This is a genomic window from Calothrix sp. NIES-3974, assembly GCF_002368395.1.
GTDB lineage: Bacteria > Cyanobacteriota > Cyanobacteriia > Cyanobacteriales > Nostocaceae > NIES-3974.
This window is the reverse complement of the sequence record NZ_AP018254.1, coordinates 2,208,848-2,221,760: the sequence shown is the minus strand read 5'-3', so window position 1 is coordinate 2,221,760 and position 12,913 is coordinate 2,208,848. Positions and strand designations below refer to the sequence as shown.

Below are 12,913 nucleotides of genomic sequence, written 5' to 3'. Positions count from 1 at the left end.
GACAACCCTACCCATAAGGGTCAATCCAAAATCCAATGGCTTTGTAAAATCTTTATATACTTCCGCCTGAACTTTATCCTGATTTAATAAAGCAGTAGGGAATATCATGTATAAGTAGAGTCAGTGTTAGTTTCCTAGATAACTTGTCACTTAAGTTTAATTACGGTAATATCCGTGGTGTCGTCAGGGTCAGCAAGGAATGGCGCAATCTAGCTCCTGGGTTTTCTATTCCTCTTGAGGTCGGGAAATTAAATTGCCCATAAAGTTCTTTGAGTAACGATGGAAAAATTGACATGTGGAAACGATTTAAGTGAAGAATAGCCTATTAAGAAATGGTTTCTATAATACTTTAGCTGGGGTAATCCGAATAGGATTAGGTGTACTCACAATTCCCTTACTGATTCGTATAATTGGCATTGAAGAGTACGGATTGTGGACATTGGCTTATACCGTAATCGGAATCGTTACTCTAGCTGAAGCTGGCCTTTCTGTTGCAACAACGGTATTTGTTTCTCAAGATTTGGGAAAGGATGATTTTGAAGGTCTGTCCCAAACTCTAACTGTAACTTTTGGTGGGATGTTTATACTTTCATCTATTGCATTCCTTACGCTATTTTTTGCAGCCCAGCCAATTGTTAATTTCTTTCCCCAGTTAGAACCCCAGCAGCAATTAATTATTAGACAAGCTGTGCAAATTGGTTCCATAGTAGTTTGGTCGCGTTTACTTCAACAAGTTTTAGTAGGTGTTGAGCAAGCATATCAACGCTATGATGTGATGAATGTACTTAACACTATCCAATCGATACTATTAAGTTTGGGTATGTTAGTGGTAGTTTGGCTAGGTGGTCGAACTGTGGACTTAATGCAATGGCAAGCTTTCGTTAGTATTCTTTTATTGTTTAGCCATGTTTTGGTAGTGCGATCGCTTCTCCGAAAAGTGAACCTAAACATAAAATGGGACAAAAAGAAAATTATTGATATAGGAAGTTATAGCTTGATAAGTTGGTTAACTTCCCTGGGGGGTATGATATTTTCAAGGGGAGATCGTTTGGTTATAGGAAGTATTTTAGGGGTTAACGCTTTAGGAGCTTACTCTGCCATTACAGATATTACAATTCTAATAAACCAGATTTCCGCATTACCTGCGCAGCCATTACTTCCAATTATTAGCAACTTCAAAGCCCAAAAAGATATAGATTTAAGTATATTGCATAAGCAAGTCAAGACAGCTTTTCAATTAAATATATTTATAGCATTATTAATTGGTGGAAGCTTATTAACTCTAAGAGATACAGTCTTAAATATAATTTTTTCTAACAGTTATTTCCAAGAGTATACTATTTCATTTTTCATTATAACTATAATTTATTCGATGTATTCAATAAATGGGGTAGGCTATTATGTTTTATTAGCATCAAAGGCAGCTAATCTATGCATGTTTATTCAACTTATTAGTGGAATTTCATCAATTATATTAATAATTTGGGGTGCTAGCAAATTTGGTCTAATAGGTGCTTCGTTTGGAAATAGTGGGTATTTAATAGTTTGGCTATTAACATCTTCAGGTATGCGACAATTAAGTATTTCATTTGGGACATGGCTAAGATGGCTAAAATTACCTTTTTTATGGTTTTTAGGAGTAATTTTAACTAGTGCTAACTTTACTATATCAGGTTCTTTATACTTGAGAACTATAGTTTTATTCATCCAATCTATTGCTCTCGTTGGATGGCTTATCATAGAGCAAAATATAGATATTAAATCTATTTTAAGGAGGATATTAATCAAATGTTGAGATTAGGCAAACTATACGGAAAAATTAAAACTAAACTCAAGTATCATTTCCTATGGAAAATACAATGTTTGTTCGCACGAAATACCCTTTTTAGTTTTTTATTGCCGGACGGTTCTCGCTTTGACTACCCAATCAATACGGCGGTAGGACGTTTGCTATTTTCAGGAATATTTGAAACAAGAGAAATAGAATTCATGCGTCAAACACTTAAACAAAATGATATATTTTTTGACATAGGTGCAAACGGAGGTATTTACACTGTTATTGCTGCAAAACAAGTAGGTAAAAATGGGCATGTGTACGCTTTTGAACCAGGCGAACGTGAGTTAAAGTTGCTACGTCATAATATTGCAATTAATAATCTGACGAATGTAACTGTTATTGAACGAGGAGTTAGTAATGAAAAAGGAACAGCTAAATTTGGGATTTCACGTGATGGTGCAATGAACTCTCTACTAAAAACAAATCATCCTGGTCAAGAAATAGAAGAATGGCAAACTATAGAAACTACAACTCTTGATGACATTATTCAAGAATTTAATATCAAGAAAGTTGACTTCATAAAGATTGATGTTGAAGGAGCAGAAAAAAAAGTTTTTGAAGGTAGCAGAAATCTTTTGGAATCTCAAGATAATGTCGTCATTCTATTTGAAGCAAGTGACTTAACTGCTGTTAGATTTGGGTACACAGTGAATGATTTTCTTAAGGAGCTAATAAGTGTTAACCTAATAGTTTATTATTTCGATAAAGATGGAAATATTTTGAAATTATCGCAAGACAAATTAAGGTCTAAAATCACAGGCTATAATTTCATCGCATCCAAAATCAGTTTTGAAGATATGCTTGTAGATAAAACGGCAGTAAATGAAAAATCATAATTTAATTATAAGTCAGAATTAATAAATTGTTTACGTTGCTGATTTAGGGAATAATTCCGTTACATTTTGAATGAAATACTGATACCTTCAGTCTTCATTTCAATCCATATTTATGTAACGCCAAATTTCATCAATTTTGTCAAGAATACTAAATAAAATCACTATGATGTCATCAGTTTGTATTGTTACCAAAATGTTGGGTTCTTGAGCAAACGTTGGGTCGGCTAACTCGGTGCAGGAGGTTAATTACTATGAGCTACTACCTGAAACCGCAGAGACATTTGTATACATCGCTATGATTAGGATTATGGTGAGGCGATTGGCATAAAATTTACGCAACCAGACTTATCAAACATCCTCTTAGAGGATAATGCTAGTAACTTAGAAATCGATGAGTCATTTTTTATAAAAATAGATGTGCAAGGATATGAGGAAAATGTGCTGATTGGTGGTAAAGATACTCTTAAAAAGGCAAAAATATTACTTATAGAAAACTCTTTTTAATACCTTTATGAAAGCCAACCTCTATTTGAGACCAAAAGATGTATTCATTAATTGCTATTTCATCAATATTTCTGTCTTGCCTGATCACAAGAACTTGCAAAAAAGAGCCTGTAATATTTAATAGTATCTTTATTATTTATTTAGTATGGCACCTCCCATTAGTTTTATCAATAATTTTGCCATTTAGTTTTCCACTGCGTGAGGAAGAAAATAACTTCCCATATATATTATTTTTCTTAGTAATGATACATATTATTATTTTTGGTGGAGTTTATGCTTGGATAAAATGGTATAAGTCAAATAGAATATTATTCTCTACTTCCCAAAATACAAAGCGAGAGGAAAGACTCTCACCTATTTATTTAATAGGTGCTTTTAGTGCACCTATTATTCTTGCGATTGATAACTTTTTAATCAAAGGAGTTTCAATATCTCTTGATTTATCTCAAAATAGAGATTTGGCTACATCTACAGCTACGTTACTTAGCTTGATTGGTGTATTTCTTGCTGGATTATGTCTTTATCTATTAAACTGGACTTTAAAAAAGCAAAGCGATAAGGTACAGTTTAATATCTTTTACCTGCTACCTTTTATAATGACAAGCATAGTGATTACTCTAACAGGTAATAGACAATTCCTTTTTTTAGGAGTCAATTTTATTCTGTTTAAATCGATAAGTATTTACAGACCTAAAATTAGTCATGTTATAAAATGGTTATTATATATCATTGCTTTTTCTGTTCCATTTGGAATTGGATTTCAATTTTTAAGACAATCTGCACTAGAAGGTCAACAAGATATATTTATTATAAGCATTATGAAGTTGACTATTCTTAATGATCATCTCCTTGTAAACTTCTTATATTCTAATAAAATACTTTTGTTACCAGCACTATATATATATGTATATTTTGGCACACAATATGATACTCTATCAGCCACAATCAGAATTATAGATGAAAATATGCCATTTACCTCACTAACTTTACCTGTTTTATATAGGAGATGGAATGCTTTTTTTAATTTGCCAGACCAAGATGCTATAGTTGACATGATTTATAATCAAATAGAATCAGAATATGGTATATTTCCTGCCATATGGAACACAATGTTTGCAGGAATTTATCTTGAAGGAGGTATTTTGTATATAGTTATTTTTTCATTATTACTATGTTACATTCATTTTAATTTAACAAATAATTACTTAAATAATAAAAAAAATGGCACTTTTAATCTGATTATTTTTTATATGTTTATGAGTTTTGGAATTATTACTATAGGCACTTATGAAGTTCCATTTTTCTTTCTGATTCTACAAGCTTTAATTAGCAGCATGTTGATTAACAAAAATAGACGAATAGAAAGAAGTTTAATAGATATCTGAATCTGATAGTTTTTATTTTTTTACCTTTATGAGTATTTCACAAAAAAGACCTACTTTTTCCGTAATTATTGCTGTTTACAATAATGTGCAAAATCTACAGCGTTGCATTGATAGCTTCTCAAGTCAGAGCTATGATAGCAAAGAGCTAATAGTTATAGATGGTAAATCTACAGATGGAACAGTTGATATTATAGTTAATAACAAAGAAAAAATAGCATATTGGGAATCTGAGAGGGATAGGGGGATATATCATGCCTTTAATAAAGGTGTATCCCACGCAAAAGGAGAATGGATTATTTTCTTGGGTTCAGATGATTATTTTTATAATTCAGATGTTCTCAAAAATGTTGTTGAACAATTAGCTTTAGCACAACACTGTGATGCTGGTATAGTGTACGGTAAAGTAGCAATAATTTCAAAAGAATATGAAATTTTGCAAATAGTTAATCAAACTTGGGACAAGTCAAAATGCAATTTCTTACAGTTTAATAATATATATCATCAGGGTGTATTTCAGCACCGATCTATTTTTCACTCTAAAGGATTTTTTGATGAAACATTTAAGATAGCAGGGGATTATGAATTTTTACTTAGAGAATTAAAAGATAACACTCCTTATTTTTTAGATGATATTATCATTTCATGTATGAAAATTGGCGGAGTTAGTAGTTCTCCAGAGAACTATATTGAAGTATATAAAGAATTTTATAAAGCTAGGATAAAAAACAAAGTAAAAGGATTTCCACTAGCTTTATTGTGGTTATTTTTAACTGCCCATGTGAGACTCATAGTAAGAAAAATTCTAGGAAATAGTGTTTCTAATCAAATAACTGATTTTTATCGGAAGTTAACTGCTAGAGCATTGTTGTGGACTAGGCTGTAACAACTAAATATATGTGCAGTGTGATGTTTGAAATTTTGACAATAACAGGAGATAATGTTAAATGATTAAGCAGATAGGACGTTTTTTTGTTAGATTTATTCCTTCTGGGTTACTTATACCTATTTTTAGAGGTCCTTTGGCTGGACGTAAATGGATTGTCGGATCTGCGGCTGGAGAGGGTAAAGGCTTATCAATTATTTTCAATCTTTCAGAACCTAGGCAATTAGAGATGACTTTAAAAGTTGCAAAGCCTGATTTTATATGCTTTGATATAGGGGCTAATGTAGGTTTCTATACCCTTATTTTTTCTCAAATAAGTAAACATGTATATGCCTTTGAACCCTTACCTCGCAATCTTTCCTACTTATATAGAACCTTAGCAATAAATCATGTTGACAATGCTACTATTGTACCGTTTGCGGTTTCTGATTCAATTTCCTTATCCTCTTTTATGGAAGGAGAAAATTGTGCAATAGGTATGCTAGATCATAAAGGTAAAATACCAACTGTAACAGTTTCATTAGATGATTTTATCTCTACGTATAAAGTGGTCCCTCAAATATTGAAAATCGATGTTGAAGGTGCAGAAATGTCTGTACTTATGGGTGCCAAAAATTTACTAATGACATCTTCACCTATTATCTTCCTCTCGACTCATGGAGAAATTAATAGAAATAAGTGTCTAGAATTTTTATTAGATGTTGGCTATAAGCATATTATTCCTTTAAATAATGAATTAATGGATAATGCGTCAGAATATCTTGTGATGAATAGAGAGATAGAGTAAATCTAATTGAACATCTGCATTTTTAACATGTATGAAACCAATAAAACTATGTTTAGACAACATTATTTACCAACTCCAGAGAGCAGGTGGTATTTCCGTCTACTGGCAAGAAATCAGTAGTCGAATCTTGGAATCTCAATTGTTCCAGATATTAAATGTAAATGGACATTCTTTAACAAGATATCTTCCTCTCTATACTAACGCTGATATATTTCATTCTAGCTATTATCGAGTTGATTTAAACTTTAAGGTAAGAAATGTAGTTACAGTTCATGATTTCATTTATGAACTTGGATACTTAAATACCAGGAAATCTAGATTACATTTATTCCAAAAAAAGATTGCTTTACAAAAAGCAGACGCAATAATATGTGTTTCAGAGAATACCAAAAAAGACATGCTATCATTACATCCAGAATTGGCTGATCATCCTCATATTTATGTTATTTATCATGGAACCAAATTAAAATTATCTCAAGAAAATGGTTATAACCCATTGCATAAATTCATACAGTTTAGCAAGGAAGAAAAAAATAAATATATACTGTTTGTTGGCAAGAGAGTTGCTTATAAAAATTTTCAAAATGCTCTTACTGGATTTTATGAATCTTCATTACCAGGGCTTGGTTTTTCAATGATATGTATTGGTTCCAAATTCTCTGAATCAGAAAATAGTATGATTAAAAGCTTAGGTATGGAAAATCAAGTGAGAGCATTTGACAGGGTTAATCAAGCTGAATTAAGCTATCTATACCAGAATGCTTTTGCTTTAGTTTATCCTTCCTTATATGAAGGTTTTGGTTTACCACCTTTAGAAGCAATGAGTTGTGGTTGTCCTGTCATTGCCTCTAACACATCTTCTATTCCAGAGGTAGTTGGAGATGCTGGTATATTAATAAATCCATATGAAACGAAAGAAATAGCCTTGTCCCTCGAAATTTTGTTATCGAATGAAGTTAGAGATACATATATTAATCAGGGTTTTCGTCGAGCAAAATTTTTCAGTTGGGAAGTCGCGGCTCAAAAACATATTGAAATTTATCAGTCTTTAAGTTAATTCTCGTTAGTAATGCATTTTATAACTTTTAAAGTTATAAATTAAACCATAGAGCTTTCTACGTTGGAGATATATTTTTATGGCTAAAAATTGGGATGAAGCACAACAGAAGGAAAAGGTTTTTTGGGAAAATATTTATGTCCATAAATCGAAAGATATAAATACCTATACACCAATTACTACAGAAGCATCAATTAGTTTCGCACAGAAAACATTGGCTAGGCATAAACTCTGTTTTCAAGATATATGTTCTAAAGTGGTTGCAGACATAGGATGTGGACCATATGGAATTATTTTAGGCATAGATAATTACTTTATCAATAACTATGATGTAAAGCCTAAACTGATAGGAGTTGATCCTTTAATGGATTTCTACACTTCTGATATTGGCTTACTCAAACAAAAAGATAATATTCAACTTTATAATTCACAGGGAGAGGCAATTCCAATAATAGATTCATCATGTGATTATGTTTTTTGTGTAAATGTAATAGACCATGTGGAAAATCCAGCAAAATGTATATCTGAGTTACACAGAATTACAAAAAATGGAGGAGTTGCTGGAATATCTTTACACATAGTTACACCATTATTTTCTCCCTTCAGTTCTGTATTAAAGTATTTAGACACAAATCATCCTCATCATTTTACATTAAGTAAAATTAGCAAGTTAGTATCCAGTTATTTTGACCGGATCGAAGTGACATATATGGCGGCTATGTTAGAAGACCAACCTGAATTTGCTTTTAACTATATATTCAAATCATCCGATAAGATACGAGCAATTAAAAGGTGGTCTAGCACTTTAATTCTAAGAACTGTGTATTTTAACTGCCATAAAAATTAAAACTATGCCCCGACTCACCATCCTCACTCAGTACTTCTACCCCCACCCAGGAGCCACATCCCAACTAATGACAGACTTAGCCAAAGGACTTTCCCGCATTGGCTACACCGTTACTATCTTCACCGGAACCCAATCAAAACAAACCACCCCAGAATCTTTAAAAATCACCATCCACCGTTCCTTCTCCCCTATCAAATCCAGCACCAGCATTCTCAGCAAAATCACCAGTTCCCTCTTCTTCCTCCTTGGAGCGATCGCCCACATCACCCTCCACCAACCAGCCAAAACGCCACTCCTCATCGCCTCTAATCCACCTTATGCAGGCATACTAGGCATATACTTCAAATTCCTCAAAGGCGGCAAATATTATTTCCTACTCCAAGACATCTTTCCCGAATCCGCCGTCATGTCGGGAATCATGCAACCCAATAGTATCCTATTTAAACTTTTTAACAGACTAATTTATCTCACTTGCAAATATTCAGAAAACACCATTGTTCTCAGTAGCTCCATGCAAGCTTACCTAGAACAAAAATACCCTGATATTAAAACTAAAATCAAAATCATTGAAAACTGGGCAATCGAAGACATCCCCATCTGCACAAAACAGGAAAATAAATTTGCTCAACAGCACAACCTCACTGAGGTATTCACAGTTCTCTACTCCGGTAACATGGGGAGACTCCACGACATCGAAACCATAGCCCAAACCGCAGTTATCCTTAAAGACAAATCAATCCAATTTCTCTTCATTGGAGAAGGGGCTAAAACCAAAATAATTCAACAAACAATCCAAACCCACCAACTCACAAATATTCTTCTCCTCCCCCTTCAACCCAGAGAAATATTACCCCAATCCCTTACAGCCTGTGACATCTCCCTAGTCAGCCTCATCCCCGGAGCAGAAAACATTGTCGCACCCTCCAAACTCAACGGAATGCTCGCAGCAGGAAGAGGAATAATCGCCATCACCCAACCAAACTCCTACATAGATCGACTATTAACTAAATCTGGTGCTGGAATTAACACCCCTCCAAATAATCCACAACAGCTAGCAGACATCATTTTGGAATTATCCCAACACCCAGATAAAGTCAGAATCATGGGAGAAAAAGCCAGAAAATTATACGAAAACCAATACAGATTCGAGCGAGCTTTAAAAGAATACGAACAGTTGCTATTTACTTGTGAGGATAAACCAGATTCCCAACTTCTAGCCAAGAATTCAAATATATGAGCAGATTACCGAAGGAATTGGGGTTTTAAGAGGTTATTTCTAATTTCACCGATATTTATTCTCAAAACCCAACTTATTGGTCAAAAAATCAACTATTCGAGCGATAAACCTGTCGTAATTGCTCCACCGTATCTACAGACTCTATCGCATCTAATACCGCAGACAAAATATCCACGTCTCCAATTTCCTCAATCTCCGGTAATAAATCAGTCCCCGCGTCCCCAAAATTCAATTTTAAACCCAAAGCAATACCCTTAATTAACCCTTGCTTAGTACCCTGCTGGAGACCTTCCTCGGTAGCAATTCGCTCAACGCTCGTGATATAACGCATAAAATCGAAAATATTAATAAAATATTAAAATCCAAAATCTTCAAATCTGTAAATCACCTAATATCAAAACTTGCAACTCACTGACTCGCTGCAAGGCTATATCATTCGTTAAAAACGCATCACAACCAGCAACCAAAGCTACTGCGACCTGCAACGCATCAGGTAACTTTAAACCATAACTTACTCTTATTTCTGCCGCTTTCTGACTCACAGAAGCTGTAATCGGTATAAATGAAATCCCATCAGTATTTGTCAATAACTCAAGAAAATCTCGTTGAATTTTAGGCTTTCCTAACCGAATTGGCATTACTAAACACTCTGCCAATGTTATAGGAGAACCTACAGCCTGAAAGCCACCTTGAGCAAGTAAATTAAATACTTCCCGAACCACCTCTCCCAATCCTGGCGTTCCTTCAACATAATAAATAATTGGAGCCGTGTCCAAAAACACTTTATTTACTCCAAGGAACGCTTGACTAACCTTCATAAATATGGGTTGAAGTTAGCTTCACGCTCATTCCATTCGTCCCGCAATTGGGAAACCCACACTTGAGCATCCATCCCAGATAATAAATTAGGCGCAACTGCGTAAAAATCCATAACATTACGCTTTGATTTTACCCTAGCCTCAGACTGTACAAATGCTTGGGAATTTAGGCGCTCAATTAACTCCAACTGTTCCTGCGGTGACAACTCCAGAGCTTGTCTGAAAATGCGTTCTAACTGCTGACTCATAAAGTTTTTTACCTTTAATAATTAATATATTACCACTTAGCAATAAGCGGAGCATAATGCCTAACCCGGATTTCTCACAAACTTCTCAAACTTTCAGTGAGTAGTCCGTGATGGGAGTAGGGAGTAGCAGGGAAATAAACCCACTACTCAAGGCTTATCACTCCCTTGTGAGAAATGCAGGCTAAGAGGTTGTTTGTCAAGTATTAATTATCACTATTTTGACTATCGTCTTGACTCTGGACATGGGGTTATAAAGCTGATTTGTACTTCGAGATTACGGACGCGACATGTCGCGTCTCTTCCCATTCCCAAAAACGATAATTCAAGTATTAAAATCGACTTTTAAAACATCCTCTGAGCATATGGTAATCCGGAGTAATCAAATGTAACAGAAAATCAAACGGTTCTCAGGAGTAGGGTTTTTTGAGAGAAGTCAGTTTTCTTAAAAAAATCTGACTTCTGAAAAAATCAACTATTCGAGCGATAAACCTGTCGTAATTGCTCCACCGTATCTACAGACTCTATCGCATCTAATACCGCAGACAACACATCCACATCCCCAATTTTCTCAATCTCCGGTAACAAATCAGTCCCTGCGTCCCCAAACTTCAATTTTAAACCCAAAGCAATACCCTTAATTAACCCTTGCTTAGTACCCTGCTGGATACCCTGCTGGATACCCTGCTGGATACCCTGCTGGATACCCTGCTTGAGACCTTCCTCGATACCAATTCGCTCAACGCTCGTGATATAACGCATATTCTTACTCTCCTCATATTGGCGATACTCTTGCCAAAACTCCCGTTCTAATTCCAATGGTAGCGTCAACATCCAGTCAATAAAACGAAATAAGTTGATGACTTTTTCTCGTTCAAAACCCTTTTCGTACAACCCACGTATCAAAGCCAATTTTTGCCCTTTGCGTTGAGTGCGATTATTACTTGTTTCTAATCCCACTAAATGAGCCATTACAACCGTTGCAAAAACTTTATCACTCGCTGCCAATTCTGCTTGTCGTCCCCGATAATCAATCAACTTGACAATCGGAAATTGAAAATCTAACCGACAACCAAATAGATTATAACCAAACTGGTTCGGTCGCCAATTGGTATTCGTATCTCCGAAAACTGCAATTGAAGCCACTGAGCGATTGTAGCAATCGAAGATGCGGTAATTATAAACATACATGCGTCGTGAAAATTCATCCTCTTCCTGTCCCTGTATCTCGATGTGTATCAACACCCAGGATTCAGTTCCATCTAACAGATAAATTTTGACCAACTTATCAACCAGTCGTTTTCCCAGTTCTGCATCCCGAATAACTTGCTGTAACTCCTTATCCAGAAATACGGGTTCTTTTGTCCAATCAATTTGTGGGTGGAATTGGGGAAAAAAGAATAACATGAAATCTGGGAAATATAACTGTAAAATCTCTTTCCAAGGCGAATCATATTCAGTTTGGGGATTGGTCATAGATGGGGATTTGAATTATCTTTCTGGGGATAATTATCCCAGATGCCGAAGAATTTGAGCAAAAAGCCAGTTTCAGTTTCCTGCTATCTTCCTCAAGGAAGCAGCTAGGCGATCGCAGTCTTCCCTATCAGCTAATCATCCTCATCCCCACCCGAAACCACCACACCTCGACTAGCAAAAACCGTGATCAAATATAGTACAATAAAGATATATGAATCTAGCCAATCATGGCGGAAACGTTTTTGTCCATGCCTCCCAAAGACCTTTTCCACGACATAGTAAAACGTGCATTAGAAAAAGACGGTTGGATAATTACCCATGAACAACTGCCTTTAAGTTTCGAGTAAGGAGAAATGTACGTTGACTTGGGAGCAGAAAAAATTCTCGCAGCCCAAAAAGACAGCGAAAAAATAGCAGTGGAAATTAAAAGCTTTGTCAGAGCATCAGTAATCTCTGAATTTCACACAGCTCTAGGACAATTTCTTAATTATCGATTTGCTCTTTCCGAACAAGACCCAGAACGTACACTATATTTAGCAGTTCCTAATGATACTTATAGTTCTTTTTTTACGATAAGATTTGTTCAAAATGTCATCCAAACCTACGGACTAAAAATCGTAACTTATAATCCTACCAACGAGGTAATTGTTGAATGGATAAGCTAACTCGATACCAGAATATAGTTCAGCAGCTACTGCAAGAGTATGCTAGCTCTGGCACACCAGATCCAGACGTTGAAACCCAATTCGTTTTTGATACAGAACGAAACCATTATCAACTGCTTCGTGTTGGCTGGAAAAACGATAAGCGAATTTACGGTTGTTTTCTTCACCTAGATATTAAAAATAACAAAATATGGCTACAACATAACGGTACAGAATATGAGGTGACGGAAGACCTTGTAAATATGGGTGTCCCTAAGCAAGATATCGTTATTGGCTTTCATTCTCCCTTTAAAAGACAGTTTACGGAATATGCCGTAGGCTAATTCCCTATAACCC

Annotated in this window: 14 protein-coding genes and 2 pseudogenes; 12 read left to right on the top strand and 4 right to left on the bottom strand. The window is 35.0% G+C overall.

The genetic code is table 11. The annotated features are described in order from the left end of the window. The first annotated feature begins 310 nt into the window (after positions 1–310). From CDC37_RS08705 to CDC37_RS24130, 10 genes and pseudogenes are all read left to right on the top strand, one after another. A complete protein-coding gene (locus CDC37_RS08705; protein ID WP_096621404.1) occupies positions 311–1,795 on the top strand; it encodes an oligosaccharide flippase family protein in 1,485 nt (494 codons plus the stop codon). Continuing rightward, on the top strand, positions 1,789–2,673 hold the full coding sequence (locus CDC37_RS08700) for an FkbM family methyltransferase (protein WP_096621403.1): 885 nt from the start codon (positions 1,789–1,791) through the stop codon (positions 2,671–2,673). Before CDC37_RS08705 ends, CDC37_RS08700 begins: the two co-directional genes overlap by 7 nt. A gap of 176 nt (positions 2,674–2,849) precedes the next feature. Continuing rightward, positions 2,850–3,001 (top strand): annotated as a pseudogene (locus CDC37_RS25745) (IS5/IS1182 family transposase); the annotation flags it as partial. Beyond that, a complete protein-coding gene (locus tag CDC37_RS25740; protein WP_096621402.1) occupies positions 2,992–3,177 on the top strand; it encodes an FkbM family methyltransferase in 186 nt (61 codons plus the stop codon). The pseudogene CDC37_RS25745 and the gene CDC37_RS25740, both read left to right, overlap by 10 nt. Before the next feature lie 38 nt (positions 3,178–3,215). Then, positions 3,216–4,562 (top strand): O-antigen polymerase, encoded by a 1,347-nt coding sequence (locus tag CDC37_RS08690; RefSeq protein ID WP_172892770.1) that lies wholly within the window; start codon positions 3,216–3,218, stop codon positions 4,560–4,562. A gap of 28 nt (positions 4,563–4,590) precedes the next feature. Then, entirely contained in the window at positions 4,591–5,445 is an 855-nt protein-coding gene (locus CDC37_RS08685) for a glycosyltransferase family 2 protein (protein ID WP_096621400.1), read from the top strand. 61 nt (positions 5,446–5,506) lie between these two features. Continuing rightward, the gene (locus CDC37_RS08680; RefSeq protein ID WP_096621399.1) at positions 5,507–6,232 is read left to right on the top strand and encodes an FkbM family methyltransferase; all 726 of its coding nucleotides are present in this window, start codon (positions 5,507–5,509) and stop codon (positions 6,230–6,232) included. Between the two features lie 31 nt (positions 6,233–6,263). Then, positions 6,264–7,289: a glycosyltransferase family 4 protein gene (locus CDC37_RS08675; protein WP_096621398.1), complete on the top strand. Its 1,026-nt coding sequence runs from the start codon at positions 6,264–6,266 to the stop codon at positions 7,287–7,289. Positions 7,290–7,368: 79 nt separating this feature from the next. Then, on the top strand, positions 7,369–8,136 hold the full coding sequence (locus tag CDC37_RS08670) for a class I SAM-dependent methyltransferase (protein WP_096621397.1): 768 nt from the start codon (positions 7,369–7,371) through the stop codon (positions 8,134–8,136). A 4-nt stretch (positions 8,137–8,140) separates the two neighbouring features. Continuing rightward, positions 8,141–9,373 carry a glycosyltransferase family 4 protein gene (locus tag CDC37_RS24130; protein ID WP_157780689.1) on the top strand — a complete coding sequence of 411 codons (1,233 nt, stop codon included), beginning with the start codon at positions 8,141–8,143 and terminating at the stop codon, positions 9,371–9,373. A gap of 88 nt (positions 9,374–9,461) precedes the next feature. On the opposite strand, the gene CDC37_RS08660 is transcribed toward CDC37_RS24130, so the two are convergent. The 4 genes from CDC37_RS08660 to CDC37_RS08645 form a co-directional block, all read right to left on the bottom strand. Beyond that, complete coding sequence (locus tag CDC37_RS08660) at positions 9,462–9,704, bottom strand: hypothetical protein (RefSeq protein ID WP_096621395.1); 243 nt, start codon at positions 9,702–9,704, stop codon at positions 9,462–9,464. A gap of 40 nt (positions 9,705–9,744) precedes the next feature. Continuing rightward, on the bottom strand, positions 9,745–10,191 hold the full coding sequence (locus tag CDC37_RS08655) for a type II toxin-antitoxin system VapC family toxin (RefSeq protein ID WP_096621394.1): 447 nt from the start codon (positions 10,189–10,191) through the stop codon (positions 9,745–9,747). Next, complete coding sequence (locus CDC37_RS08650; RefSeq protein ID WP_096621393.1) at positions 10,188–10,439, bottom strand: hypothetical protein; 252 nt, start codon at positions 10,437–10,439, stop codon at positions 10,188–10,190. The genes CDC37_RS08655 and CDC37_RS08650 overlap by 4 nt, the downstream gene beginning before the upstream one ends. A gap of 468 nt (positions 10,440–10,907) precedes the next feature. Next, positions 10,908–11,912 (bottom strand): cytosolic protein, encoded by a 1,005-nt coding sequence (locus CDC37_RS08645; protein WP_096621392.1) that lies wholly within the window; start codon positions 11,910–11,912, stop codon positions 10,908–10,910. Between the two features lie 248 nt (positions 11,913–12,160). Here CDC37_RS08645 and CDC37_RS08640 point away from each other — a divergent pair. Beyond that, positions 12,161–12,577, top strand: a pseudogene (locus CDC37_RS08640) (element excision factor XisH family protein). After that, on the top strand, positions 12,565–12,900 hold the full coding sequence (locus CDC37_RS08635; RefSeq protein WP_096621391.1) for a XisI protein: 336 nt from the start codon (positions 12,565–12,567) through the stop codon (positions 12,898–12,900). The pseudogene CDC37_RS08640 and the gene CDC37_RS08635 overlap by 13 nt, the downstream one beginning before the upstream one ends. Positions 12,901–12,913 lie beyond the last annotated feature (13 nt).

Bases quoted from the DNA above. Each gene is read 5' to 3' on its own strand.
- CDC37_RS08700 (WP_096621403.1), top strand. From the start codon at position 1,789: ATGTTGAGATTAGGCAAACTATACGGAAAAATTAAAACTAAACTCAAG.
- CDC37_RS08690 (WP_172892770.1), top strand. From the start codon at position 3,216: ATGTATTCATTAATTGCTATTTCATCAATATTTCTGTCTTGCCTGATC.
- CDC37_RS08685 (WP_096621400.1), top strand. From the start codon at position 4,591: ATGAGTATTTCACAAAAAAGACCTACTTTTTCCGTAATTATTGCTGTT.
- CDC37_RS08680 (WP_096621399.1), top strand. From the start codon at position 5,507: ATGATTAAGCAGATAGGACGTTTTTTTGTTAGATTTATTCCTTCTGGG.
- CDC37_RS08675 (WP_096621398.1), top strand. From the start codon at position 6,264: ATGAAACCAATAAAACTATGTTTAGACAACATTATTTACCAACTCCAG.
- CDC37_RS08670 (WP_096621397.1), top strand. From the start codon at position 7,369: ATGGCTAAAAATTGGGATGAAGCACAACAGAAGGAAAAGGTTTTTTGG.
- CDC37_RS24130 (WP_157780689.1), top strand. From the start codon at position 8,141: ATGCCCCGACTCACCATCCTCACTCAGTACTTCTACCCCCACCCAGGA.
- CDC37_RS08660 (WP_096621395.1), bottom strand. From the start codon at position 9,704: ATGCGTTATATCACGAGCGTTGAGCGAATTGCTACCGAGGAAGGTCTC.
- CDC37_RS08655 (WP_096621394.1), bottom strand. From the start codon at position 10,191: ATGAAGGTTAGTCAAGCGTTCCTTGGAGTAAATAAAGTGTTTTTGGAC.
- CDC37_RS08650 (WP_096621393.1), bottom strand. From the start codon at position 10,439: ATGAGTCAGCAGTTAGAACGCATTTTCAGACAAGCTCTGGAGTTGTCA.
- CDC37_RS08645 (WP_096621392.1), bottom strand. From the start codon at position 11,912: ATGACCAATCCCCAAACTGAATATGATTCGCCTTGGAAAGAGATTTTA.
- CDC37_RS08635 (WP_096621391.1), top strand. From the start codon at position 12,565: ATGGATAAGCTAACTCGATACCAGAATATAGTTCAGCAGCTACTGCAA.